Genomic DNA, 226 nt, shown 5'->3' with positions numbered 1-226 from the left:
GCTGGCTGATCTGCAGCGTCGTCTCGGCCGACTTCGTCCCGCGATAGATGCCCGAGCCGAAGGAGTTATCCTGTTCGTAGCTCAGTTCCGGATTGAGGAGCGCCCCCGCCTGAATGCGCTGGCCCGTCGCGATTCCGATGTCGCGTTCGGCGGCGGTCAAGCGGGGGCTGGTCGCGAGCGCGCGCTGCAGCGCCGCCCCGAGATTGAGGGTCTGCGAATGCGACGC

Annotated in this window: 1 pseudogene; it reads right to left on the bottom strand. The window is 67.7% G+C overall.

Annotation, left to right across the window (positions count from 1 at the left end):
• Positions 1–226, bottom strand: a pseudogene (locus AX729_RS20030) (TolC family protein); the annotation flags it as partial.

The organism is Bradyrhizobium sp. CCH5-F6 (genome assembly GCF_001556045.1).
In the GTDB taxonomy this organism is placed as follows: domain Bacteria; phylum Pseudomonadota; class Alphaproteobacteria; order Rhizobiales; family Xanthobacteraceae; genus Bradyrhizobium.
This window is presented reverse-complemented; position numbering and strand designations above follow the sequence as displayed.